At 38.8% G+C, this 23197-nt stretch carries 19 protein-coding genes, 1 tRNA gene and 1 pseudogene; 17 read left to right on the forward strand and 4 right to left on the reverse strand.

The genetic code is table 11. The features are described 5' to 3' along the window. From QZ413_RS02495 to QZ413_RS02525, 7 genes and pseudogenes are all read left to right on the forward strand, one after another. Nucleotides 1-753: pseudogene (locus tag QZ413_RS02495) on the forward strand (flotillin family protein); the annotation flags it as partial. Between the two features lie 154 nt (nt 754-907). Continuing rightward, a complete protein-coding gene (locus tag QZ413_RS02500; RefSeq protein ID WP_297075965.1) occupies nt 908-2158 on the forward strand; it encodes an aminoacyltransferase in 1251 nt (416 codons plus the stop codon). A gap of 217 nt (nt 2159-2375) precedes the next feature. Further along, on the forward strand, nt 2376-3275 hold the full coding sequence (gene xerC, locus QZ413_RS02505) for a tyrosine recombinase XerC (protein WP_297075968.1): 900 nt from the start codon (nt 2376-2378) through the stop codon (nt 3273-3275). A gap of 15 nt (nt 3276-3290) precedes the next feature. Further along, nucleotides 3291-3833: an ATP-dependent protease subunit HslV gene (hslV, locus tag QZ413_RS02510; RefSeq protein WP_297075970.1), complete on the forward strand. Its 543-nt coding sequence runs from the start codon at nt 3291-3293 to the stop codon at nt 3831-3833. Nucleotides 3834-3837: 4 nt separating this feature from the next. Further along, nucleotides 3838-5238 (forward strand): ATP-dependent protease ATPase subunit HslU, encoded by a 1401-nt coding sequence (gene hslU, locus QZ413_RS02515; RefSeq protein ID WP_297076066.1) that lies wholly within the window; start codon nt 3838-3840, stop codon nt 5236-5238. A 16-nt stretch (nt 5239-5254) separates the two neighbouring features. Continuing rightward, entirely contained in the window at nt 5255-6040 is a 786-nt protein-coding gene (codY, locus tag QZ413_RS02520; protein ID WP_297075971.1) for a GTP-sensing pleiotropic transcriptional regulator CodY, read from the forward strand. Between the two features lie 15 nt (nt 6041-6055). After that, the gene (locus QZ413_RS02525; protein WP_297075974.1) at nt 6056-6931 is read left to right on the forward strand and encodes an aldose 1-epimerase family protein; all 876 of its coding nucleotides are present in this window, start codon (nt 6056-6058) and stop codon (nt 6929-6931) included. A 43-nt stretch (nt 6932-6974) separates the two neighbouring features. Here QZ413_RS02525 and plsY read toward each other — a convergent pair whose 3' ends face one another. Continuing rightward, nucleotides 6975-7607, reverse strand: a complete 633-nt coding sequence (plsY, locus tag QZ413_RS02530; RefSeq protein WP_297075976.1) for a glycerol-3-phosphate 1-O-acyltransferase PlsY — start codon at nt 7605-7607, stop codon at nt 6975-6977. Nucleotides 7608-7813: 206 nt separating this feature from the next. Between plsY and parE the strand changes: the two genes are divergently transcribed. From parE to QZ413_RS02565, 7 genes are all read left to right on the forward strand, one after another. Continuing rightward, the gene (parE, locus tag QZ413_RS02535) at nt 7814-9784 is read left to right on the forward strand and encodes a DNA topoisomerase IV subunit B (protein WP_297075978.1); all 1971 of its coding nucleotides are present in this window, start codon (nt 7814-7816) and stop codon (nt 9782-9784) included. Nucleotides 9785-9819: 35 nt separating this feature from the next. Further along, nucleotides 9820-12261: a DNA topoisomerase IV subunit A gene (gene parC / locus QZ413_RS02540; protein ID WP_297075980.1), complete on the forward strand. Its 2442-nt coding sequence runs from the start codon at nt 9820-9822 to the stop codon at nt 12259-12261. Between the two features lie 241 nt (nt 12262-12502). Next, the gene (pflB, locus tag QZ413_RS02545; protein ID WP_297075982.1) at nt 12503-14779 is read left to right on the forward strand and encodes a formate C-acetyltransferase; all 2277 of its coding nucleotides are present in this window, start codon (nt 12503-12505) and stop codon (nt 14777-14779) included. A 36-nt stretch (nt 14780-14815) separates the two neighbouring features. Beyond that, nucleotides 14816-15583, forward strand: coding sequence for a pyruvate formate-lyase-activating protein (gene pflA, locus QZ413_RS02550; RefSeq protein ID WP_297075986.1), 768 nt, complete (start codon nt 14816-14818; stop codon nt 15581-15583). A gap of 87 nt (nt 15584-15670) precedes the next feature. After that, on the forward strand, nt 15671-16597 hold the full coding sequence (locus QZ413_RS02555) for a manganese-dependent inorganic pyrophosphatase (RefSeq protein WP_297075988.1): 927 nt from the start codon (nt 15671-15673) through the stop codon (nt 16595-16597). A 55-nt stretch (nt 16598-16652) separates the two neighbouring features. Continuing rightward, the gene (locus QZ413_RS02560; RefSeq protein ID WP_297075990.1) at nt 16653-17468 is read left to right on the forward strand and encodes a DUF1803 domain-containing protein; all 816 of its coding nucleotides are present in this window, start codon (nt 16653-16655) and stop codon (nt 17466-17468) included. A gap of 64 nt (nt 17469-17532) precedes the next feature. Beyond that, nucleotides 17533-18342 (forward strand): hypothetical protein, encoded by an 810-nt coding sequence (locus QZ413_RS02565; protein ID WP_297075993.1) that lies wholly within the window; start codon nt 17533-17535, stop codon nt 18340-18342. Nucleotides 18343-18386: 44 nt separating this feature from the next. Here the strand turns inward: QZ413_RS02565 and QZ413_RS02570 are convergent, their stop codons facing one another. Beyond that, the gene (locus QZ413_RS02570; protein ID WP_297075996.1) at nt 18387-19022 is read right to left on the reverse strand and encodes a hypothetical protein; all 636 of its coding nucleotides are present in this window, start codon (nt 19020-19022) and stop codon (nt 18387-18389) included. Nucleotides 19023-19169: 147 nt separating this feature from the next. Next, a tRNA-Leu gene (locus QZ413_RS02575) sits at nt 19170-19251 on the reverse strand. A 181-nt stretch (nt 19252-19432) separates the two neighbouring features. On the opposite strand from QZ413_RS02575, the gene QZ413_RS02580 reads away from it, so the two are divergent. Then, entirely contained in the window at nt 19433-20650 is a 1218-nt protein-coding gene (locus QZ413_RS02580) for a pyridoxal phosphate-dependent aminotransferase (protein WP_297075998.1), read from the forward strand. Nucleotides 20651-20691: 41 nt separating this feature from the next. Here QZ413_RS02580 and QZ413_RS02585 read toward each other — a convergent pair whose 3' ends face one another. After that, a complete protein-coding gene (locus QZ413_RS02585) occupies nt 20692-20874 on the reverse strand; it encodes a DUF2187 domain-containing protein (protein ID WP_297076001.1) in 183 nt (60 codons plus the stop codon). A 133-nt stretch (nt 20875-21007) separates the two neighbouring features. Here QZ413_RS02585 and QZ413_RS02590 point away from each other — a divergent pair, with 133 nt between their 5' ends. After that, nucleotides 21008-21862 (forward strand): helix-turn-helix domain-containing protein, encoded by an 855-nt coding sequence (locus QZ413_RS02590; protein WP_297076004.1) that lies wholly within the window; start codon nt 21008-21010, stop codon nt 21860-21862. A 58-nt stretch (nt 21863-21920) separates the two neighbouring features. Beyond that, nucleotides 21921-23078: an N-acetylglucosamine-6-phosphate deacetylase gene (gene nagA / locus QZ413_RS02595; RefSeq protein ID WP_297076007.1), complete on the forward strand. Its 1158-nt coding sequence runs from the start codon at nt 21921-21923 to the stop codon at nt 23076-23078. The last annotated feature ends 119 nt before the right edge of the window (nt 23079-23197 follow it).

Raw genomic sequence — 23197 nt, forward strand, 5'->3', positions numbered from 1 at the left:
GAACAATTAGCCCAACAAGAAGAGATCCGTCGCCGCACAGAAATTGCAGAAGCCAATAAAGAAATGGCTTTAAAAGAAGCGCAATATAAACAAGAACGTGAAGTTGCGGATGCAAAAGCGGAACAAATCGCTGTTGTGGAAAAAATGAAAGTCAACTTGATTGAACAAGAAAAAAATATTGAGATCCAAGGTAAACAGGCCGAATTGACGGAAAAAGAACTGAATGCCACGCTACGTAAACAAGCCGAAGCAGAAAAATATGTTGTCGAACAACGTGCTTTAGCTGAAAAAGCCAAAGAAATTGCGCATGCCGAAGCAGAAGCCGAGAAAGTGCGTTTAGCCGCACAAGCAGAAGCAGAAAAAGTGACGAAACTCGGGGAAGCCGAAGCGCAAAAAATTACCAAAGTAGGACAAGCGCAAGCGCAAACACAAGAACAAATGGCCTTAGCACTTCAAAAATTAAACGAAGCAGGGATTTTGATCGAGTTTATCAAAGTCTTGCCAGAAATTGCCAAAGAAGTAAACGCACCAATCAGCAATATCGACAAGATTGTCAGCTTTGGTCAAGGGGATGGTGTGCATGAAATGGGACAAGCCGGCCTTGCACGTACATTTGAAACCATCAAAGAAACGACCGGTTTAGATTTGATCACATTGATCAATGACTCAATGGCTACGACAAAAGGAAATCGTGAGTTAGTGGAAGCCGTTCAAACCGCAAACTCATCGCATCAAGAAGTTTCCAAGGAATAATCAAAGATGGCTGTGGCAGAACGCTGTCACAGTCTTTTTTTGAAGATTTTAGTAAACTCTAACAGCACAACTTTTCAAATGAAAGAAAGAGTGATACACTAACAAGCGATAAACTAAATTTGTGAAAAGAAAGTGAAAATTGGAGTTGTCCTATATGTATACGTTTATGAAATTAACACCCGAAGAATTTCAAGCGCATCAAGCGCAATTTACGCAAGCAAATTTTTTACAAACAATCGAAATGAAACAAGTACAAGAACAAAATGGCTGGTACGGTGAATTTGTAGGGTTAAAAGATGATCAAGGTGCAATCGTAGCGTCTTCTTTATTGACGCATACGAAACTAGGCTTTGGTCAACTCTATCTGATCAATGGTGGACTGATGGTCAATGAAGACGATCAGACTTGCTTGGCAACTTTTTTAGCCGAATTAACTACTTATACAAAGAAGAATCAAGGACTTACACTAACGATCGCGCCGAATCAAGCAAAACGTTGGTTAACGACCCAAGGTGAAGTGTTAAAAGAAGCGCCAGTCGATTATGACAAAACCTATCTACAACAAGGGTTTACGATCGATACGATGGATTCAGATGCTTATATTAGCTATGGTAAGCCTTTTTTTATTAAAGACCTATCCGATCTCACACTCGATACGTTACGCTCGTCGTACACTAAATCCGCTCAGTATAGTGTGAAAAAAACAAAAGATTATGGGATCGTCTTACGTGAATTGTCTTATGAAGAGCTACCGAAGTTTAAAAAATTAACCGAAGAAACAAGTGAACGCCGTGGCTTTTCAGATAAAAGTTTAGCGTATTACCAAGCCTTTTTTAACGCCTTTGGTCAAAAAGCAAAATTTGTTGTTGCGGAGATCAATTTTGAAACTTACAAAGAGAACTTGGTGCATCGTGCTAAAGAAATCCAAAGTACCTTAGATGAGATCAATGACTTTTTAACCATCAATCCTAAAAGTCGGAAAAAAAATAATCAAAAACGTGAATTTGAAGATGAACTACGTACAGTTCAGGTACGAATTGAAGAAGCAGAGGCTTTTTCTAAAGAAGCACCTGGTGAAGTCATCTTAGCTGGTGCATTGTTTGCAATCGAACCCACGGAGGTTGTCTACTTATTTAGTGGCACGTATGAAAAATATAAAAAATTCTACGCACCTTATTTGATTCAAGACTATATGATGCAAGAAGCAATCACTCGTCAGATCCCACGTTACAATTTTTATGGGATCGAAGGGGTCTATGATGGTTCTGATGGTGTATTGAAATTTAAAGATGCGTTCAATGGACAAGTCGAAGAACGTTTTGGCGTCTATACAAAAGTCGTTTCACCAATGAAGTATCAAGCCTATCGAATGCTAAAAGGGATATTAAATCGCATTCGTCATTAATCAAACCGTATGGATGGCTATAGCTGTTCATACGGTTTTTTCTTAAGAAAAAATGAGAGGTTCGTTCGTAAATTTTCAGAATTGTAAAGGATTTTTGAACAATTTGTTAAATTCTGACAATTTATTTGTTTTTTTCAAAAGACTGTGCTAAATTTTAATCATCGTTTGGAATGTAAGTGTAACCAAACGTGATGGAATCAAGAAATGAGGCAAGTAGATGGATCAAGATTGGTTTGGACGATTTTGTCGTTATTTGACGGTCGAACGAGGCTATTCAGAAAAAACGACAGCTGCATATACCGAAGACTTTTTACAATTTCAAGTTTTTTTACAAGAAATTGCTTGTGTTGACTATACAAAAGTTGACTATCGCGATGTGCGATTGTATTTGAGCCGTTTGAGTGAACATGGCTACAGCCGCAATAGTATCGGCCGAAAAATTGCCAGTTTGCGCTCATTTTATCAGTACCTATTGCGCCAAGAAGTGATCACAGAAAATCCGTTCACCTATGTCCAATTAAAAAAGAAGCAGCCGAAACTGCCGCGTTTTTTTTATGAAGATGAGGTACAGGAGCTATTTGATAGTATCACAGGTTCAACGCCACTAGATCAACGTAATCGTGCATTACTAGAAGTTTTATATGGTTGTGGCTTACGTGTGAGTGAATGTGCGACGCTTGCGCTACACCAAATCGATTTTCAGATGCAAGTCTTGAAAGTGATCGGAAAAGGCCATAAAGAGCGGATCGTTCCATTTAATGATCATGCCAAACTCGCGATGCAAACGTATTTGAATCAAGGCCGGCTCGCGCTATGTGAAAAAAGTCGCACTGTCCATGACACGTTTTTTGTAAATCATCGTGGTCAAGCACTGACTACAGCTGGCGTGGATTATATCTTGACACAGTTATTAAAAAAAAGTCACTTAGATAGTGAAATCCATCCACATAAATTGCGGCATACGTTTGCCACTCACTTATTAAATAATGGTGCGGATATGCGTACTGTCCAAGAGCTTTTAGGCCATAGTAATTTATCGACTACACAAATCTATGCACATGTGACCAAAGAGACGTTACAACAAAACTATCGTCAATTTCATCCACGTGCCAAATAAAAGGAGTATCAATTTATGAAATCAGAATTTCATTCAACAACGATCTGTGCCGTTGAAAAAGACGGCAAATTTGCAATGGCTGGAGACGGTCAAGTCACAATGGGCGAGCAAATCGTCATGAAAGGTACTGCCAGAAAAGTCCGTCGTATCTATAACAATCAAGTGGTAGTAGGATTTGCTGGAAGCGTGGCAGATGCCTTCACATTGGAAGAAAAATTTGAGGGAAAACTAAATGAATATAACGGAAACTTGCAACGTGCAGCAGTTGAACTGGCACAAGAATGGCGCACCCAACAAGCGATGCAAAAATTAGAAGCCATGTTGATCGTCATGAACGAAAAGGAAATGTTACTTGTTTCTGGAACGGGTGAAGTCATTGCTCCTGACGACGGGATTTTAGCGATCGGATCAGGTGGAAATTATGCATTGGCTGCAGCACGCGCAATGAAAGAATACGGTGGTGAGTTAAGCGCCACTGAGATTGCACGTAATGCTTTAAATATCGCAGCGGATATCTGCGTCTTTACCAACCATAATATTATAGTAGAGGAATTTTAATATGATGAATCAAGCCAAATCACCAAAAGAAATCGTCAAAGATTTAGATGAATATATCATTGGTCAACACCAAGCGAAAAAATCTGTAGCTGTAGCATTACGCAACCGTTACCGTCGTTTGCAACTAGATGAACAAATGCAACATGATGTGACACCGAAAAATATTTTAATGATCGGACCAACTGGTGTTGGGAAGACTGAAATCGCACGTCGATTAGCAAAAATCGTCTCTGCACCTTTTGTAAAAGTCGAAGCGACGAAATTCACAGAAGTTGGATACGTTGGTCGTGACGTGGAATCTATGGTCCGTGATTTAGTCGAACACGCGATCCAATTAGTGAAAAAAGAACAATATGATAGTGTCTACGCGCAAGCTTCAAAAAAAGCGAACCGTCGTTTAGTCAAAGCATTAGTTCCTGGAATCAAAAAAGAACAAAAACAGACTAGTTCAAATCCTTACGAACAAATGATGAGCATGTTCAATGCAACTCAGCAAACAGAAGAACCAAAAGAAGAATTGACCGATGAAATTCGCTCGAATCGTCAAGCGATCTTTGAACAACTAGAACGTGGCGTGTTAGATGATCGCGAAGTGACGATCAAAATCGAAGAACCAAAAGTACAAGCTCCAGCAATGAACAATGGATTAGAGCAAATGGGGATCGATCTAAATGAAACATTAGGTGCGCTAAAACCAAGCAAAAAAATCGAACGGACACTTAGCGTAAAAGAAGCACGTGAATTATTGATCCAAGAAGAATCAGCAAAATTAGTCAATGATGCGGATATCCATAGTGCGGCGATTAAATTAGCGCAATCAAGTGGAATTATTTTTATCGATGAGATCGATAAAATCACTTCAAAATCACAAAGCAATTCTGGTGAAGTTTCGCGTGAAGGTGTGCAACGAGATATCTTGCCGATTGTAGAAGGGTCACAAGTCAATACGAAATATGGCGTGATCAATACTGATCATATTTTATTTGTGGCATCGGGAGCATTTCATTTATCAAAACCAAGCGATTTGATTCCCGAATTACAAGGTCGTTTTCCAATTCGTGTGGAGCTAGATGATTTGACGACAGAAGATTTTGTCAAAATTTTGACTGAACCAAACAACGCATTGATTAAACAATATGTGGCCTTGTTAGCAACAGAAGATGTAGCGGTTACCTTTACGTTAGAAGCAATTGAACGGATCGCTCACATTGCCTATCAAGTCAATCAAGAGACAGACAATATCGGTGCACGTCGCTTGCATACGATTTTAGAAAAACTTTTAGAAGATCTATTGTTTGAAGCTTCAGATATGCAAATGGCCGAAATTACGATCACTGAAGCCTATGTAAATGAAAAACTAAATGATATTGCACAAGATGAAGATCTAAGCCGTTATATTTTATAGGCGAGAGGGGAAAACCATGGAAAGACTGTTAGATAAAACACGTCGTATCAACGAATTATTGCAACAAAAAAATACATTTCGGGTACATGCGGATTTACCTTATAACCAAATGGCGCAAAGTCTAGGTTCGATCTTAGATAGCAATACGTATATTATCAGTAGTGATGGCACCTTGTTAGGGTTTACAGAACAGCACGATTTTAATAATGATCGAGTGAAAAATATGCTAGTAGAAAAACAATTTCCCGACAATTACACAGATATGGTGGATCGGTTGATGCAAACAGAATCGAATATTCCAATTAGCAGTGATATGACTGCTTTTCCGATTGAAAGCCGTGAATTGTATCCTAATGGATTGACGACAGTCGTGCCTATTTTTGGCGCTGGTGAACGTTTGGGAACGATTATTTTATCTCGTGTGGAAACGACGTTTAACGAAGAAGATTTGGTTCTAGCAGAATACAGTGCCACAGTAGTAGGGATGCAATTTTTATACCAACAATCACGTTCGATCGAAGAAGAGATCCGCAGTGCAACATCTGTACAAATGGCGATCAGTACGTTGTCGTACAGTGAATTAAAAGCAGTTCAAGCCATTTTTGATGAACTAGATGGTGATGAAGGCCGTTTGACGGCTTCTAGTATTGCCGATGAGATCGGCATTACCCGTTCAGTGATCGTCAATGCCTTGCGTAAATTAGAATCTGCAGGTATTATCGAGTCTCGTTCACTGGGCATGAAGGGAACCTATTTGAAAGTGCTCAATCCACGCTTCAAAGAAGAATTAGCTCGTTCGTAATTGGAGGGATAATAAATGAAGGTAATGTTAGAAAATGCACAATACCAAGTAACGATTGCGACATTAGGTGCAGAGATTCAACAATTTGTTGATAAACTCAATGCAATCGAGTATATGTGGCAAGCGGATCCTAAACATTGGAATCGCCACGCTCCTGTATTGTTTCCAATCGTAGGGACATTAAAAAATAATCAGTATCAAGTAGCACAAAAAACGTACACGCTACCGCGCCACGGATTTGCACGTGATCAAGAGTTTGAGTTGGTCGAACAGACCAACTCAACTGCGCGCTTTCGCTTAGTAGATACAAACGAGACGCGCGCAGTCTATCCTTTTGGGTTTTGTTTAGAGATCTTGTATACGCTAACGGACAATGCACTAGAAGTACGCTACCAAGTCCGTAATCCAGACGAAGCGCCACTATATTTTTCAATTGGGGGCCATCCAGCTTTTAATGTTCCACTAGAACCTGGCTTGTCGTTTGAAGATTATTATTTGGTCTCAGAACCCTTAAAATCACGGACATTTTTGCCGCTTAAACACGATTTGATTGATCTTGAACATAAAACACTGGGTCAAACCAATACGGCAATCGACTTGACCCACGGATTGTTCAAAGAGGATGCATTGATTTTTGAAACCAAAGGAAAAACAGCTTTTTCGATTTGTTCAGATAGATCCAAACATGGTGTGACGTTATCCTACAAAGACTTTCCATACTTTGGGGTTTGGTCGACGGCACCTGTTGCCTCTAATTTTGTCTGTTTGGAGCCTTGGGCAGGAATCGCTGATGTTGTAGATGCGACAGGTGAATTTACGCAAAAATTAGGTATCGAGCGTTTAGATGCACATGAAGTATTTGATGCAGCATATACGATCACTGTATTTTAAAAAAGCTTTTCACTCAATTAATCGTCTTAATTGAGTGAAAAGCTTATTTTGATTGTTTACGAAGACCAAAGCCGATGCGACTTTCAGTTCCTGCTTTGATTCGGGCGATATTGGCTTTATGGCGATAAAAAATAAAGATAGTTACGCCACAAGCAATCAACGTTAACAGCCAATTAAATGTAGGCAAAATCGGTGTGTGCAATAAAGGCAAAAGGATCGTGGACAAGGTAATCAGTACCGCAGCTAGCATGCTTGTCAAACTCACCATACTCGTACAATATAAACAGACGAGAAAAATGACCGTTGAATATGTAAAAAAGAGTGGATTGTACGCCAAGATCATCCCAGCGCTTGTTGCGACCGCTTTGCCACCTTTAAATTTCGCAAAGATCGGAAACGTATGCCCTAAAATAGCACATACACCAAACCATAACGGATTGACGGTATGAATATCAAAAAAACTTGGAAGTAACGTGGCAAGCGTTCCTTTTAAAATATCCATAAACAAGACTACCGTTCCGGCGATTGGACCTAACACACGAAACGTATTGGTCGTTCCCATATTGCCGCTGCCGAATTTTCGAATGTCTTTGTGGAAAAATAGTTGGCCGATCCAAACTCCTGAAGGAATCGAACCTAAAAGATATGCACCTATGAATAAAAGAATAATTGTCATAATATCCCACTTTCTTATTAACCTAGCAGAATTTTATCATGAAATCACCACAACAACAATTGTTCATAAAATTTTTCATCAAATCATAAGTATCGTATCGAAATCCTAAAAAAAGTGTTTTGCCACTTTTCTTTTTTGAGATTTTCCTATAGAGTATGAGAAGTATTGTTTTACATTTTAGAAAATTACATAAAGGAGAGTTCAATTTGGTAAATAAATCCAATGAATATAATGATGCGTCCATCCAAGTCCTTGAAGGATTGGAGGCCGTTAGAAAACGTCCAGGGATGTATATTGGATCAACCGATCATCGAGGGTTGCACCATTTAGTCTATGAAATTGTCGACAATGCAGTAGACGAAGCGCTCTCAGGATATGGTCAAGAGATTCGAGTTACGATCCACCACGATCAAAGTATTAGTATCCAAGATTTTGGACGGGGGATGCCAGTTGGGATGCATGCTTCTGGGATTCCTACCGTTCAAGTTATTTTTACAGTACTGCATGCTGGAGGGAAATTCGGTCAAGGTGGCTATAAAACATCTGGTGGGTTACATGGGGTTGGAGCGAGTGTTGTTAATGCGCTGTCTTCTTGGCTTACTGTGACGATCGTTCGTGATGGGATAAAATATCAAGAAACGTTTATTGATGGTGGAAAACCTGAAGGAACGCTAGTTGAAATTGGCAAAACAAAGGAGCCAAATGGGACGACGGTCCATTTTTTACCTGATGCTTCAATCTTTAGTACGACAAAATTTTCATATGACACATTAGCAGAACGTTTGCGCGAATCGGCATTTTTATTGCGTGATGTTAAAATCACTCTAACCGACGAACGAAAGGAAGAGACCGTTCAAGAAGTATTTCATTATGAAGAAGGGATCAAAGAGTTCGTTGAGTATTTAAATGAAGAAAAAGATGCTTTGACACCAATCGTCTATTTTTCTGGTGAAAAAGAAGGCATCGAAGTCGAAGTCTCCTTTCAATATAATGATGGTTTTTCAGAAACGATTCTATCTTTCGTAAACAATGTTCGAACAAAAGATGGCGGAACACACGAAGCTGGTTTAAAAGCTTCCTTGACAAAATCGTTCAATGAATATGCGCGAAAAGCGGGTTTATTAAAAGAAAAAGATAAAAATCTAGAAGGAACTGATTTTCGTGAAGGTCTGGCAAGTGTGTTGTCGATTCGTGTTCCGGAACATTTGTTGCAATTTGAAGGACAAACAAAAGAAAAATTAGGGACACCTGCTGCACGTAATGCCGTGGATACCATCGTTGGGGATCAATTAGGTTTTTATTTACAAGAAAATAGCGAAATGAGCCAATCGATCGTCAGAAAAGCGATCAAAGCCCGTGAAGCCCGTGAAGCAGCCCGTAAAGCTCGTGAAGATAGTCGTAATGGGAAGAAAAAGAAAAAAGGGGAATCGTTGCTTTCAGGTAAATTGACACCTGCACAATCAAAAAATCCCAAGAAAAATGAGTTGTACCTAGTCGAAGGAGATTCTGCTGGTGGTTCAGCCAAACAAGGTCGTGATCGTAAATTTCAAGCAATCTTACCGCTTCGTGGGAAAGTCATCAACACTGAAAAAGCAAAAATGCAAGATATTTTGAAAAATGAAGAAATCAATACGATGATCTATACGATCGGAGCAGGTGTTGGTCCGGAATTTGAGCTTGAAGATTGTAATTATGATAAAGTGATCATTATGACCGATGCAGATACGGATGGAGCCCATATCCAAGTGCTCTTGCTGACGTTCTTTTATCGTTACATGAAACCATTGATCGAAGCAGGACGGGTGTATATTGCGTTGCCACCTTTGTATAAGATTTCAAAGGGAATCGGGAAAAAAGCACAGATTGCCTATGCTTGGACTGACGATGAGTTGGCGACACAAACGAAAAAAATGGGAAAAGGCTATATGATCCAGCGCTATAAAGGGCTAGGAGAGATGAATGCTGACCAATTATGGGAAACGACAATGGATCCTGAACATCGTACGCTGATTCGCGTGCGCATTGAAGACGCTGCACAAGCAGAACGTCGTGTCACAACGCTAATGGGTGATAAAGTCGAACCACGTCGAAAATGGATCGAAGCACATGTTCAGTTTACCTTAGAAGAAGAAGGTAGTATTTTAGAAACAACGGAAGAAAAAATTTCCGAAGCATAAGAATGAAGTTTAGTTGAAGAATAGGAGTTGATTTCTTGGAACACGATCAAAATATTCAGGAATTGACATTAGAAGAAGTAATGGGGGACCGCTTTGGTCGCTATTCAAAATATATTATCCAAGAACGAGCATTACCTGATATTCGTGATGGATTAAAACCGGTACAACGTCGTATTTTATTTGCGATGAATCAAGATGGCAATACACATGAAAAAAGCTTTCGTAAATCTGCTAAATCTGTCGGAAATATCATGGGGAACTATCATCCACATGGTGACAGTAGTATTTATGAAGCGATGGTGCGGATGAGTCAAGACTGGAAATTGCGTAATGTTTTGATTGAGATGCATGGAAACAATGGGAGTATGGATGGGGATCCACCAGCTGCGATGCGGTACACCGAAGCTCGTCTGTCTGAAGTTAGTGGGGAATTATTAAAAGATATCGAAAAAGAAACCGTTGATTTTGTATGGAATTTTGACGATACTGAAAAAGAACCAACTGTCTTGCCTGCCAAATTTCCGAATTTATTGGTCAATGGCTCGACTGGGATCTCAGCAGGATATGCTACGGAGATTCCAACACACAATTTAAGTGAGATTATTGATGGTACGATTCATTTGATTGATCACAAAGAAGCGAGTGTTGAAGAATTGATGCAATTTATTCCAGGACCTGATTTTCCAACAGGGGGTATTTTGCAAGGTAGCGATGAAATCAAAAAAGCATACGAAACCGGTCGCGGAAAAGCGATCGTACGCTCAAAAACTGAGATTCAAGAGATCAAAGGTGGGAAATCGCAAATCGTGATCTCTGAGATTCCTTATGAAGTCAATAAAGCGACTTTAGTGAAGAAAATGGATGAAATTAGAATCAATAAAAAAGTGGATGGCATTGCAGAAGTGCGCGACGAAAGTGATCGTACTGGATTACAGATCGTTGTCGAACTAAAAAAAGAAGCCAATGCTCAAGGGATTTTAAATTATTTATTTAAAAATACCGATCTACAGATCAACTACAATTTCAATATGGTAGCCATCGACAATATGCGTCCGCAACAAGTAGGTCTCAAACGAATGTTGACTAGTTACATCGAACATCGTCAATCGGTGATCTTAAAACGTAGTCAATATGAATTACAAAAAGCGTTGGCTCGTCAGCATATTGTTGAAGGCTTGATCAAAGCGTTATCGATTTTAGATCAAGTCATCGAAACGATTCGTCAAAGTAAAGACAAAAAAGATGCGAAAAATAATTTAGTGATGTTACATGCTTTTACAAGCGAGCAAGCTGAAGCTATCGTAACGTTACAATTATATCGTCTAACCAATACCGATATCACGCAATTAAAAAAGGAAGCAGAAGAATTGGCGCTTACGATTGCGAAACTCGAAAAAATCATTCAACGTCCAGATGAATTATTTAAATTGATGAAGCAAGAATTACGTGAAGTCAAGAAAAAATACGGAACAAAACGTCTCACTACGATCGAAAAAGAAATCACTGAAATCACAATCGACACACAAGTCTTAGTAGCTCAAGAAGATGTGATGGTGACGATCACGCATGAAGGCTATATCAAACGCAGTAGCTTACGCTCTTATAGTGCTTCAAACGGTGAACCTACAGGTATGAAAGAAGGCGACTTTGTAGTATATCAACAACAAGCCAATACGTTGGACCATTTATTGTTGGTAACCAATAAAGGAAATGTCATTTATCGTCCGGTACATGAGATTCCTGAATTGCGTTTTAAAGAAGTCGGGGAGCATATTTCACAGATGTTGACCAATCTTGGGATCGATGAAACGATTTTCAAAGTATTTGCTTACCAAAAGCTTTCTAAGGACGCTACATTTGTGTTCTTTACGAAACAAGGATACACGAAACAAACGCTGCAAACTGAATTTGAACCATGGCGTACCTATAAAACGCGCTCGCAAGTAATGATGAAACTAAAAGATCCAGCTGACGAATTAGTCGCTGTTTTTGAGACCGTACCTGAGAAGACAGACGTTTATTTAACAACACATCAAGCATTTGCTTTACGTTATCCGATAGCAGAAATCCCAATCGTAGGGGCTAAAGCTGCTGGAGTCAAAGCGGTCAACTTAAAAGCTGAAGATTATGTAGTCGGTGTGTTATTGATTGATCCACTCGATCAAACGGCTATCACCTATATTACTCAACGTGGGGCGCTAAAACGAATGATTGCTCAAGAGATCCCAGTTACCGCCCGTGCTCAACGTGGCTTGATGATCTTTAGAGAATTGAAAAAACAAGCCCATCGTGTCATATCACTTTCTGAAGGGGAAGTTCAGTTGCAAATTGTCAATCAAAAAGGCGAACAACTGGAACTGTCGGTACTGCATTATCCGATTACTGATCGACAATCGAATGGCTCATTTGTACTAAATGAAAAAGACGGTGGCTTAGTGACGCAAGTCTATGTACAAGAAACCGAAGAGCTGTTATAGTTTTTTAAAACACATCTCCAATCTGTATCAATACAGATTGGAGATGTGTTTTACTTTTTCTTAAAATATAAGGATTTAATTCACAAAATAAACCTTTATATTTATTGCGTTTACGAACGTTTTTGTCACATACTTGATTTTATAGGATTTTAAAGACTGAAAACACTTGCATAAAGATTGTGATGTGTTATACTATCTTTGTAAAGTTGTTGCAGTAGCAACGCAAAAGGAGGAACCGTAGATGACAATGGAAATGACCAATACAGAAACAACAAAAGCATGGGACGGATTTAAAGGTGGAGAATGGCAAGTTGAGGTCAACACACGTGACTTTATCCAAAAAAACTACACGGAATATCGTGGCGACGATCAATTTTTAGAACCAATCGCGCCAAGTACTGAAAAATTATGGAACAAATTACAAGAACTATTTGAAGTACAACATCAAAAAAATGGCGTGTACGATATGGACAATAACATTCCATCTACGCTAACTTCTCATGGTCCAGGCTACTTAATCAAAGAAGAAGAAAAAATCGTTGGTTTGCAAACAGATCTACCATTAAAACAAGCTTTCCAACCATTCGGTGGAATCAAAATGGCCAACAATGCCTTAACCGCTAATGGGTACGAAGTTGATCCTGAAATGACGAAAATCTTTACAGATTGGCGCAAAACGCATAACCAAGGAGTATTTGATGCCTACACTCCAGAAATGCGTTTAGCACGTAAAAATAAAATCATTACAGGTCTTCCTGATGCGTATGGTCGTGGTCGTATTATTGGGGACTATCGTCGTGTGGCTTTATACGGAATCGACTTCTTAATGGAACAAAAGAAAAAAGATCATGAAAATTGCGGTAATAAAGTAATGACCGATGATGTGATTCGTTTACGTGAAGAAATTTCAGAACAATACCGCGCATTAAATGACTTAAAAACAATGGCAGCATCTTATGGTTTTGACATTTCACGCCCAGCTGAAAATGCACAAGAAGCGATCCAATGGCTATACTTTGGTTATCTAGGTGCAATCAAATCACAAAATGGTGCAGCGATGTCAATCGGACGTATCTCAGCATTCTTAGATATTTATATTCAACGTGATTTAGATCGTGGGTTGATCACAGAATTTGAAGCACAAGAAATGATCGATCACTTGATCATGAAACTACGTATGGTGAAATTTGCCCGTACACCAGATTACAATCAATTGTTCTCAGGATATCCAATTTGGGCAACGTTATGTGTTGCAGGTATGGGAATCGATGGCCGTTCATTGGTCACTAAAAATGACTTCCGTATCTTACACACATTGATCAACATGGGACCATCACCAGAACCAAACTTAACTGTATTGTACTCTTCACACTTACCTGAAGGTTTCCGTACATTTGCAGCACGTATTGCTAAAGAAAGTTCATCGATCCAATTTGAAAACGATGATTTATTACGTGAAAAATGGGGTTCAGATGATTGCGCGATCGCATGTTGCGTATCGGCAACAGTTGTTGGAAAAGACATGCAATTCTTTGGTGCTCGTGCGAACTTAGCGAAAGCCGTATTGTATGCGATCAACGGTTGTGTTGATGAAAAAACGAAAATGCAAGTAGGACCAAAATATCGTCCATTAACTGGTGAAAATATTGACTTTGACGAATTTATGGAAAGCTTCAAACAAACATTAGATTGGTTAGCAGAATTGTATGTGAATACATTAAATGTGATCCATTACATGCATGATAAGTATGCTTATGAAGCAGCGCAATTAGCATTGATGGACTCAGATTTAAAACGTACATTCGCTACAGGAATCGCAGGTATCTCTCATGCGACCGATAGTATTATGGCCATCAAACACGGAAATGTAAAAGTCATCCGTGATGAAGAAGGATTAGCAGTAGACTATATTCCACAAAATGAATTCCCAACATACGGAAATGACAATGCAGAAGCCGATCAAATGGCAAACTGGATCTTGGATTACTTCATGACTCAGATCAAACGTCAACATACGTATCGTCATTCAACACCAACGACTTCTTTACTTACAATCACATCAAACGTGGTCTATGGTAAAGCCACTGGGAATACACCAGATGGACGTCGTGCGGGTCAACCATTAGCACCTGGTGCAAACCCAAGTTATCAAGATGGTAAATTCTTAGGTGAAAAACATGGGTTGTTGGCTTCATTGAACTCTACAGCACGTTTAGAATATTCACATGCTCTAGATGGTATTTCAAATACACAAACAATCAACCCTAATGGATTAGGTAAAGATGATATGACACGTATCAACAACTTACGCAATGTTTTAGACGGCTACTTTGATAAAGGTGGTTACCATATCAACGTGAACGTCTTTACAAATGAATTATTGTTAGATGCGCAAGCACATCCTGAAAAATATCCAAACTTAACGATTCGTGTTTCTGGTTATGCCGTGAAATTCCGCGATCTAACACCAGAACAACAAGCAGACGTAATCGCACGTACCTCTCACGACCGTCTATAATCATTACGCGACTAGCAAAAGAAAAGAGGAATTGCAATGGATCAGGCAATCAAGGGAAGTATACATTCAACAGAAAATTTTGGTACCGTTGACGGCCCAGGAGTTCGGTTTGTCATCTTCACACAAGGTTGCCGGATGCGTTGTCAATTTTGTCATAATCCGGATACTTGGAAGATCGGTGCGAAAACGGCAACAGAATACACCGCAGATGAGTTATTAGCAGAAGCATTGAAGTATCAAGCCTACTGGGGCGAAGATGGTGGGATCACGGTTAGTGGTGGTGAACCGCTATTACAAGTCGACTTTTTGATCGAATTGTTTAAAAAAGCCAAAGCAAAAGGAATCCATACGACATTAGATACGTGTGGCAAACCATTTACTAGAGAAGAGCCTTTCTTTAGTAAATTCAATGAACTGATGCAGTATACCGATTTGATTTTATTTGATATCAAACAAATCGATAACGAAGCCCATAAACAATTAACGACACAATCAAATGAAAATATCTTAGATATGGCTCGTTATTTATCTGAAATCAACCAGCCTGTTTGGATCCGCCACGTATTGGTACCATTTCGCAGTGACTACGATGAGTTTTTGATTCGATTAAATGACTTTATTCAAGGTCTAAGTAATGTCGATAAAGTCGAAGTCTTGCCTTATCATACGATGGGAAAATTCAAATGGGATGAGTTAGGCTTAAAATATCCGTTAGAAGGCATTGAGCCACCGACAAACGACCGCGTTGAAAATGCGAAAGAACTGTTACATGTTGCGGATTATACGGGGTATCAAACAAGATAAAGTAAAAGAGATAAGAAATTTGTTATTTTCTTATCTCTTTTTTTTTGCTATGATAGAAGCGGAAACTCAACTAAAGGAGCGAATCACATGTCAACTATTTTAGTCTTCGGACATCAAAATCCAGATACCGATGCAATTGGAGCTGCGATTGCATTTTCACATTTACAAAATGAGTTAGGTCAACAAACGGAAGCCGTAGCGCTAGGAACACCAAATGAAGAAACTCAATTTGCGTTAGATGCTTTTGGCCTAAGCGCACCACGCGTGATTGAAACAGCGGCTAATGAAACCGAACAAGTCATGTTAGTCGATCATAACGAATTCCAACAAAGTGTTGCCGATATCAAAGACGTAACGGTCCTAGCTGTAGTCGATCATCACCGTATCGCTAATTTTGAAACAGCAAACCCTTTGTATTACCGTGCTGAGCCTGTAGGTTGTACGAGTACGATTATTTTGAAATTGTTTAAAGAAAATCAAGTAACGATTCCAAAAGCGATTGCTGGGATCATGTTATCGGCAATTATTTCAGATACCTTATTATTAAAGTCACCAACTTGTACGAAAGAAGATATCGCTGCCGCAAAAGAATTGGCACAAATCGCTGAAGTGGACCTAGAGGCATATGGTTTAGATTTATTAAAAGCAGGAACGAACCTAGCAGACAAAACAGTATCTGTATTATTAGATCTAGATGCAAAAAGCTTCCCAATGAGTGATAAAACAGTTCGTGTTGCGCAAGTGAATACAGTAGCGATTCCTGAATTATTTGAACGTCAAGTAGAACTTGAAAAAGAAATGGCTGTATTAAATGAAGAAAAAGGGTATGATCTTTTTGTTTTAGTCGTTACCGATATTTTAGAAAACAATTCTGAAATTTTAGTGGTTGGCGATCAAACAGCGCCAGTAGAAGAAGCCTTTGCGGTGAAATTGACGAATAATCGTGCATTTTTACCAGGGGTTGTTTCTCGTAAAAAACAAGTTGTACCTCAATTAACAGCAGCATTTCAATAAGATAAAAAGACGTTTTTAGAGTAATCTAAAAACGTCTTTTTTTGGAGGGAAAGAAATGAAATTAGGTTATGCGAATCTGACGACAAATGAACAACAAATCGTTACCGATCCATTTTACAAACAACTGGTGACGTATCTGCTAGAGCAAGAAACACCTCCGACATTAAGGCAGTTAAAAGAAGCCTTTCCTGCAAGTAAACTCGAAAAAAAATTAGAGCGATGTATCCGTGCGCAGTTGATCATTCGTGAAAATCGTCGTTATTTTACAACAATCACGTATGATGCGGTACAAAGTAATCAAACGACTGTAGACGACTGGGTCGCAAAACTTATGGCAAAACCAATCGAACCTGCTCAACTCTATGCCTTAGCAAAAGATTTTCAGCAACAAAAATGGATAGGATTTTTACCTGAAACACTTGATTTTTGTTATCCAGCCACACTTGAAACGAGTCAATTAGGCATTGATGCATATAGCACACAACAAATGGCCAATACACTTCCGCATTATTTTCAAGCTATCGGCCAACAAGAGGCGCGTTTTTATCCAGAACTTACACAAACAATCGGTGATGTTGATCCGGAGTATTTTTTAGATCAAGTTCAAGTGATTTTAGAAAAAGTTGCACGACAACGTAAGATTCGGCCATCTATTTTTTTGACAGCATTGCACGAAACGAATCTGCTTACGCCTGAAGTGCCGTATGAGGTCAAAGCTTATCAAACTGATCACACTTATGTACAACTAGAAAGTACGTATCACGCGTTACCTCCGATTGTGAAAGGACAAATCATAGCGAGTATTCTGAAAAAGACGCAGATGGATCCATTTATTGTAATCGATATAAAACCAGAACAGCAAAAGCGATAGCGAGTAGGGAGGGTTTTATGTTAAGATAGCTCCATAGAGTATATTTGAGAAAGAAGTGAAGGCAATGGTAGATGTTTCAAATATTGAACGTAAATACACGCGTTTTCCCGCGTTTTCTGATTCCGATGGAGTGAAGTTGCAACGCAATGCGACAAGAAAACCGTTTACTTCAACTGAGCCCTGGATTTTAACTGAAAGTCAAACAACAAATACGACACCGTCTACGACATCAGCGGAAGTTGATTTTACAGAAAGTGAAACATTGCGTGCAAGAAGACGTACGACGTATATCCCTAAATCGGTCGCTAAACGCTATGGCCATAGTTTGGCGCAACAAGATGAATTGAAAAAGCACCGTGAACAATTACCAGATTACGGAAAAAAACCAGTAAGAGAAGAAACGAAAACAGGTAAAGTAAAATTGTTTGGAAACTATACGCGTGCGCCGCGTGTGTCGTCTCAACCAGTGAGCACAGTCGAAACAGCTGGATCCTCTGAAACGAAAGGCATGCAAGAACCAAGTGCTACTTTAGAACAACAGCCACATACTCCTTTTGTTCCGACATTTACACCCAAATCATTGATTCCTGATCAACCAAAGGAAGAGCTAGAAACGAAGGCCTTGCTTGCAGGCTTTCAAAAAACAGATGAGCATTATTTATTGTTTGAAGAGTCAAATGATTATGTGGAGAAAAAGCCCGAAGAACCTAGTGTGAGGCGTTTCAACAAACAAGAACCTGTTGCGATGACTAGAGGACAATACAAAGCGGCATTTAAAACGAAAGAAAAGAAAAAAGGCGTCTTGAATCGTGATTTATCTAACTTGATCAATCAAGGACAAACAGAACAAAATTCTGATCAGCATTTTGAATAGTGTACAAAAACAAACACCGGCTAAGAAATTTAGCCGGTGTTTGTTTAGTTTTTCGTTAACATATGCACGTGCATCGCTGGAATGGAAATTTTTTCACCTAGAGTGGAATTATACGATACCATACCTAAAAACGTCCCATAAACAGTCACATTGTCTTCTTCAGCAACTGGAGTCGATACTTCGGATTTTTTAATCTCTAATAAGATCATTTTGTCATAATCGCCGTCAACTGCTAAACGATATTGGACTTTTTCGTCATCTTCAATGGTTTGGATCACTTCACCTGTTAATGTGATTTTTTGCCCTTCATATTTTTTCGGTGTTTGCGTTAACTCTTCGTAGTTTGTTTTTGCATCATACGTGCTCTTATCTTCTTTTTGTGCATCTTCTTGTTCGGTCGCTAATTCAAGATCGTCTAGCCGAACGGTTTCTTTTAATTTAGCTTTATTTTTCACTTGGTCTTCTTTAGACTGTTTTAATTCTTGTGAAGATGTCGATGTAGTAGAAGGCGAAGCAGTTTCGTCGCTTGATTTAGTTGATGAAGTCATCCCGATGATCAATAAAATAATTCCGATCACGGCAATCGCGCCCGTTATAAGTTTTACGCTAGTTCCTTTTTTTTGTAAAAGTAGAAAGCCGATAATGCCAATGATGATTAAAATGATTCCACTAATTGTCATAAAATCTCCTCATTTCGTTTCGATTTTGTCTCTTTTTCATTACCTCAACATCATTATTTTAGCAAAGATTCCGCCAAATTTCCTTAAAAAAGTGAAAAAAAGCACAAAAAACTTGAATAAAAAAACCAGCCACAAGTGACTGGTTGATGCGGACGATGGGACTCGAACCCACACGACCGAAGCCATACGCCCCTCAAGCGTACGCGTCTGCCAATTCCGCCACATCCGCAAATAGGGTACAAGAAAAATTTTAGCGATTTGACTTTTAAATGTCAATCTTTTTTTGGTTAAACTAGTGAAAAATAGGCAGAAGCTAAAAAGTTTGTAAATTCTAAAAATTAAAATTGCAATTTTATTTCAAATGACTTAAAGTTTAAGAAAACTAGTTCTTTTTTGAAAAGAGGATGTTTATGCGAAAATTTGAAAAATCAACAAAATTAGAAGGTGTAAGTTATGATGTTCGCGGTCCGGTATTAGAAGAAGCTGACCGAATGCAAGAAGAAGGCGTGAGTATTTTAAAATTAAATACTGGAAATCCAGCGCCATTTGGTTTTGAAGCGCCTAACGAAATCGTCCGTGATCTCATTATGAATGTACGTGCTTCAGAAGGGTACTCAGATTCAAAAGGGATTTTTTCAGCTAGAAAAGCGATCGAACAGTATTACCAACTTCAAAAATTTCCAAATGTTTCGATCAATGATATCTATATCGGAAACGGCGTTAGTGAATTGATTACGATGAGTATGCAAGGATTGTGTAATGATGGTGATGAAGTATTGGTTCCAATGCCCGATTATCCTTTGTGGACAGCTTCTGTTTCATTAGCTGGTGGCAAGCCAGTTCATTATATTTGTGACGAAGAAAGTGAATGGTATCCAGATATTGCAGATATCCGCGCAAAAGTTACGGCAAAAACCAAAGCGATCGTATTGATCAATCCAAATAATCCAACTGGGGCAGTTTATCCTAAAGAAATATTGGAACAAATTATTACCGTTGCTCGTGAGTTTGATTTGATTATTTTTTCAGATGAAATCTATGATCGTTTAGTCATGGATGGCCATCAACATATTCCGATTGCGACACTAGCACCAGATCGCTTTGTCGTCACGTTTAGTGGGTTATCAAAATCGCATCGTGTTGCGGGTTTTCGTGTAGGTTGGATGGTATTAAGTGGAGATAAAACGCGTGTCCGTGATTATATTGAAGGATTAAATATGCTGTCTTCGATGCGACTATGCTCCAATGTATTATCGCAACAAATCGTCCAAACAGCCTTAGGTGGTTATCAAAGTGTAGATGAATTATTGTTGCCAGGTGGTCGAATTTACGAACAAAGAGAATACATCTATCAAGCAATCAATGATATCCCAGGTTTATCTGCAGTCAAACCAAAAGCGGCCTTTTATATGTTTCCTAAAATGGATATCAAGCGATTTAATATCAAAAATGATGAACAATTTGTTCTTGATTTTCTTCATGAACATAAGATTTTACTCGTCCACGGCGGCGGGTTCAATTGGCAAGCACCAGATCATTTTAGATTGGTATACTTACCGAATATGGAGGATCTAAAAACGACCTCACATGCTCTGCGCCAATTTTTATCCACTTATCAGCAAAAATAGAGAGAAAAAAGTGGTTCCCCCCGAACCACTTTTTCTCTCCTTTATAAAAGAATATCTGTTATACATTTCTTTTTGCTGATCACAATCCGTCCATTATATTTTTCCACTAACTCACTATTAGGATTTTTTACATGGATCAAATATGAATTTTCATACTCTTTTTCGATGAATCCTTGAAACGTTTCGTTTTCCCAGGTAAATGCGATTTGAACTTGATTTTCCATAAAAATAACACTTCCTTTAACATAGATAGAGGATCATAAGCTAAAAAAATGATACGCTTTCTTTTTTGTTAGTATGAGCTAAAAACTCAAAAAGATAAAATGCGAATTCGCATATTTTAAGGAGGCCGATCATTTGGCATTACAAGAATGTTTAGGGGATAAAATCAAGCAGATCCGTAAGTCGAAAAAAATGACGCAAAAAATGCTTGCACAAGGAATTTGTTCTCAAAGTGTATTGAGTCGAATCGAAAATAATTTAGAAATTCCAAACGTTGCTGTCTTACAACAACTATGTGTTAGACTTGCGATTACGATGGACCAGCTAATGTACACTAGATTTTCACAAATTTTAGAAGTCCAACAATTTTTTACTACACTAAATAAATTACTCATTCATAAAAAATATCGTGAAATGGATCAGATGTTAGATGAAACAGAGATTTTAGACCGTTTGTATTTAGATACGGATTTACAATTGTATTTCTATCATGCAGCCATCGTTGAATATTTTGTGAAAAAGCGACCAGATACTGCCATCCAAGGCTTACGACACGGTCTATCTTATACGTATTCTGAAAATAAAAAAGATCATTTTTCGTCGATCGAAGTGCAGATTATTGGATTTATCGGCCGGATCTATGCAGATACGAATCGATTTTTACAAGCTGAAAAACGCTTAGAGCGTAGTGTTGAACTGGCATTAATCTTACCCATCGAACAGTCGACATTCGAAGTGACGAAAGTGTTTTATCATTATGCACGTTTTTTATGCACGCAAGCGCAATATGAAAAAAGTATCACTACAGCTATCCAAGGGATCAAATGGTCACTTGATCGCTTAAGCTACTACTATATCGAGGATCTATTGCATATTGCGAGTGAATCACATGAGAAAATGGGAAATTTTGAAAAAGCGCGTTGGATGACAAAAACAGCTGATTCGATTAAAACGTTAACAAATTATGAAAATGGTGTAGACCTTTCTTGATTTTTCGTGAAAAAGAGAGTATTTTTAAGGAGTAGTATACAAAAAAGGAGTGGCATTCGTGAAAACATACATTTATGCAGACAAATTTTTTTATCCCTCTGGTACAAAAGGTCCAGGCTATTTAGAAATAAGTGACGGAAAATTTGGCGATTTTTCTTCTATGATCGACACCTCAACTCATCAAGTGATTGATTATACGGGATACATGATCGCACCCGGTTTAGTGGATACCCATATTCATGGCTATAAAAACCACGATGTGATGGATGATGATTTAGAAGGCCTTAAGGTAATGTCTGAGGCGTTGTTAGAATGTGGGGTAACGAGCTTCTTACCTACGACATTAACTTCTAGTGAAGAGCATTTGACACGAGTTGCTGCCACCATCTCCAAGGCAAAAGAGCAAGTCACTGGTGCAAAGATTGCAGGAATTTATTTTGAAGGACCTTTTTTTGATGAAGTCCACAAAGGAGCGCAAAATCCTGCTTACTTCAATGATCCAAGCATTGAAACATTTGAAAAATGGCAACAGGCAGCTAATGGCTTGATTAAAAAAATCGCATTAGCTCCCGAACGTCAAGGGGTTGAAGCCTTTGTTGAAGCTGTGACAAAGCAAGATGTTGTGGTGGCGTTAGGCCATAGCGATGCGACATTTGATCAAGCAAAAGCTGCAGTCGATGCTGGAGCGAGTGTGTTTGTCCATGCATTTAATGGCATGCGAGGATTGAATCATCGCGAACCAGGAATGGTAGGGGCGTTGATGCAGCTTGACCACGTTTTTTCTGAATTGATCTGTGATGGTCATCATGTTCATAAAGAGGCGTGTGGTCTGTTGATTGATAAAGTCGGACCAGAACATGTAGCGCTGATTACAGACTGTATGATGGCTGGTGGAATGCCAGAAGGTGCGTATGAACTAGGTGAATTTCCGGTAATCGTTCAAGATGGTACGGTTCGTCTTGAGAGCGGGAATTTAGCCGGTAGTATTTTAAAATTAAAAGAAGCCATTCAAAATGTTGTCAATTGGGATCTTGCCACGCCAGAAGAAGCAGTCATGATGGCGACATATGTGCCTGCGGTCAGTTGTAAAATCGATGATGTGTGTGGGCGGATTCAAAAAAATCGCGCGGCGGATTTTATTGTACTGGATGCAAAGATGAATCTTCAGGCGACATATTTAGATGGACAAAAACGCTATGAGCGTAAATTAGGTTAGTCAATTAGTTGTTGTCGCAAATAGTTGCGATAACAACTCTTTTTTTCCTTTCGTTTAGATCAATCGAATCCTCGTAATTTTTGTGATAAACTATGCTTACGAATAAAATTAAGGGGGAG

The sequence above is a fragment of the uncultured Enterococcus sp. genome (genome assembly GCF_913775425.1).
GTDB lineage: Bacteria > Bacillota > Bacilli > Lactobacillales > Enterococcaceae > Enterococcus_G.

Bases quoted from the DNA above. Each gene is read 5' to 3' on its own strand.
- QZ413_RS02555 (WP_297075988.1), top strand. From the start codon at position 15,671: ATGTCAACTATTTTAGTCTTCGGACATCAAAATCCAGATACCGATGCA.
- QZ413_RS02500 (WP_297075965.1), top strand. From the start codon at position 908: ATGTATACGTTTATGAAATTAACACCCGAAGAATTTCAAGCGCATCAA.
- QZ413_RS02525 (WP_297075974.1), top strand. From the start codon at position 6,056: ATGAAGGTAATGTTAGAAAATGCACAATACCAAGTAACGATTGCGACA.
- plsY (WP_297075976.1), bottom strand. From the start codon at position 7,607: ATGACAATTATTCTTTTATTCATAGGTGCATATCTTTTAGGTTCGATT.
- QZ413_RS02560 (WP_297075990.1), top strand. From the start codon at position 16,653: ATGAAATTAGGTTATGCGAATCTGACGACAAATGAACAACAAATCGTT.
- hslU (WP_297076066.1), top strand. From the start codon at position 3,838: ATGAATCAAGCCAAATCACCAAAAGAAATCGTCAAAGATTTAGATGAA.
- codY (WP_297075971.1), top strand. From the start codon at position 5,255: ATGGAAAGACTGTTAGATAAAACACGTCGTATCAACGAATTATTGCAA.
- QZ413_RS02580 (WP_297075998.1), top strand. From the start codon at position 19,433: ATGCGAAAATTTGAAAAATCAACAAAATTAGAAGGTGTAAGTTATGAT.
- pflB (WP_297075982.1), top strand. From the start codon at position 12,503: ATGACAATGGAAATGACCAATACAGAAACAACAAAAGCATGGGACGGA.
- hslV (WP_297075970.1), top strand. From the start codon at position 3,291: ATGAAATCAGAATTTCATTCAACAACGATCTGTGCCGTTGAAAAAGAC.
- xerC (WP_297075968.1), top strand. From the start codon at position 2,376: ATGGATCAAGATTGGTTTGGACGATTTTGTCGTTATTTGACGGTCGAA.
- QZ413_RS02570 (WP_297075996.1), bottom strand. From the start codon at position 19,022: ATGACAATTAGTGGAATCATTTTAATCATCATTGGCATTATCGGCTTT.
- QZ413_RS02565 (WP_297075993.1), top strand. From the start codon at position 17,533: ATGGTAGATGTTTCAAATATTGAACGTAAATACACGCGTTTTCCCGCG.
- QZ413_RS02585 (WP_297076001.1), bottom strand. From the start codon at position 20,874: ATGGAAAATCAAGTTCAAATCGCATTTACCTGGGAAAACGAAACGTTT.
- pflA (WP_297075986.1), top strand. From the start codon at position 14,816: ATGGATCAGGCAATCAAGGGAAGTATACATTCAACAGAAAATTTTGGT.